This window comes from uncultured Bacteroides sp., from assembly GCF_902472605.1.
Lineage (GTDB): Bacteria > Bacteroidota > Bacteroidia > Bacteroidales > Bacteroidaceae > Phocaeicola.
On the sequence record NZ_CABROP010000082.1, the window covers coordinates 1 to 1,981 of the forward strand.

At 47.9% G+C, this 1,981-nt stretch carries 2 protein-coding genes and 1 tRNA gene; 1 reads left to right on the forward strand and 2 read right to left on the reverse strand.

The genetic code is table 11. The features are described 5' to 3' along the window. The first annotated feature begins 106 nt into the window (after positions 1 to 106). Positions 107 to 751, forward strand: coding sequence for a response regulator transcription factor (locus RDP42_RS12470; RefSeq protein ID WP_374046985.1), 645 nt, complete (start codon positions 107 to 109; stop codon positions 749 to 751). A gap of 10 nt (positions 752 to 761) precedes the next feature. Here the strand turns inward: RDP42_RS12470 and cysK are convergent, their stop codons facing one another. Both cysK and RDP42_RS12480 read right to left on the reverse strand, forming a co-directional pair. Then, a complete protein-coding gene (gene cysK, locus RDP42_RS12475) occupies positions 762 to 1,709 on the reverse strand; it encodes a cysteine synthase A (RefSeq protein WP_308763953.1) in 948 nt (315 codons plus the stop codon). 111 nt (positions 1,710 to 1,820) lie between these two features. Beyond that, positions 1,821 to 1,896 (reverse strand) — tRNA-Met (locus RDP42_RS12480). Positions 1,897 to 1,981: the final 85 nt, after the last annotated feature.

The window sequence follows — 1,981 nt, forward strand, 5'->3', positions numbered from 1 at the left end:
CAGAGCATCTGCCTTACAAGCAGAGGGTCGGCGGTTCGAATCCGTCAACGCCCACTTCAAGCTTCGCAACACTGCGGAGCTTTCTTTTTTTAACTCCTCTTCCTATATGCAAACATTGATTTTAGCCGATAATCAGACTATCACCCGTTACGGTATGAAAGCTATTGCTTCTGAGTTGTTGCCGATGTGTAAAAATGTGGAGGTGAGCGACTGGAGGCATTTGGCTGAAACGCTGAAGGCGTTTCCGGAAGCTTGTGTGGTGTTGGATTATACGCTGTTTGATTGTACGGCAGAGCAACTGTTGGTGTTGCATGAGCGTTTCCCGAAAGCAAATTTTATTTTGTTCAGTGACCAGCTTGGGACGGCTTTTGTGCAGAGAATGTTGTGGGCTGGACCGGTGTTTCATGTGTTGATGAAGGATGCGGCATGGGAAGAAATCAAGCAATGTTGGGAAAATGTGTGTAGTGGTCGTCAGTTCGTTTGTCGGAAAGCGTTGGATTTGTTGGATGGAGATGGGAAGAAAGAGACGGATAGAATTCTTCCGCTGACGCAGACGGAAAAAGAGGTGCTGCGTGCCATGGCTTTGGGGAAGAGTACGAAGGAGATTGCCGCAGAGCGTTTTCTGAGTGCCTATACCGTGGCCACTCATCGGAAAAACATTTTTCGTAAGTTGCAGGTAAACAATGCGCACGAAGCGATTCGGTATGCGCTTCGTGCGGGCATTGTGAATCCAGTGGAATATTGTATCTGATGTCTGCTTCTTAAAGAGGATATTCTTCAAAAGCATACAGGGCGGTGGATAGATAGCGTTCGCCAGTATCCGGTAGCAAAACCACGATATTTTTTCCGGCATATTCCGGTTGTGAGGCTACTTGGAGAGCTGCAAAAGTGGTTGCACCTGCAGAGATTCCTGTCAGTAATCCTTCTTTCAAAGAAAGTTCACGACCTGTACGGATGGCGTCATCGTCAGCTACACGGATCACTCTGTCCACCACTTTCGGGTTATAGGTTTTGGGGATAAATCCAGCTCCGATACCTTGTATTTTGTGCATACCCGGTTTGTCGCCAGAGAGTACGGCCGACGAATCCGGTTCTACGGCGATGATTTCAATGTGGGGGTTATGTTGCTTCAAGCCTTCACCTACTCCGCTGACAGTTCCTCCTGTTCCTACTCCTGCAATGAATACATCGACTTTTCCGTCAGTGTCTTCCCAAATTTCTTGGGCAGTAGTAGTTATATGGGTGCGAGGATTCGCAGGGTTCTCAAATTGTTGAAGGATGACGGCCCCGGGTGTGTTGTCACGCAATTCGTTGGCTTTTTCGATGGCTCCGCGCATGCCTTTGTTGCCTGGGGTAAGTACCAGCTGGGCTCCCATGGCTTTCAGCAGGTTTTGTCGTTCCACACTCATGGTTTCAGGCATGGTCAGAATGGTTTTATAACCTTTTACGCCTGCTACCCAAGCCAGTCCGACTCCTGTGTTTCCACTGGTCGGCTCAATGATGACAGCGCCCGGTTTCAGGATGCCTCTTTCTTCGGCGTCTTCAATCATGGCCAGTGCAATACGGTCTTTTACGCTGCCTCCCGGGTTGAAATATTCCAGTTTAGCAATGATACGTGCTTGTGCCTGATGCGCCTTTCCTAAATGAGAAAGTTCCAGTAAGGGGGTATGCCCAATCAGTTCTGTAAGTTGTTTCTTGATTCGTTCCATAGTTATTCTTTTTTGTTTGGGGCAAAGATAAGGGGAAGTTTAAGAAGTGGAAATACCCTTTTTGGGGTATATTGAGGCATAAAAAAAGAGAAACCTTTTGGGTTTCTCTATTGGTTGCGGAGGCCTGACTCGAACAGACGACCTTTGGGTTATGAGCCCAACGAGCTACCAACTGCTCCACTCCGCGATGTTATTTCTTGTTTGTTTGAGGTTGATACCTCTTTTTAGTTGCGGAGGCCTGACTCGAACAGACGACCTTTGGGTTATGAGCC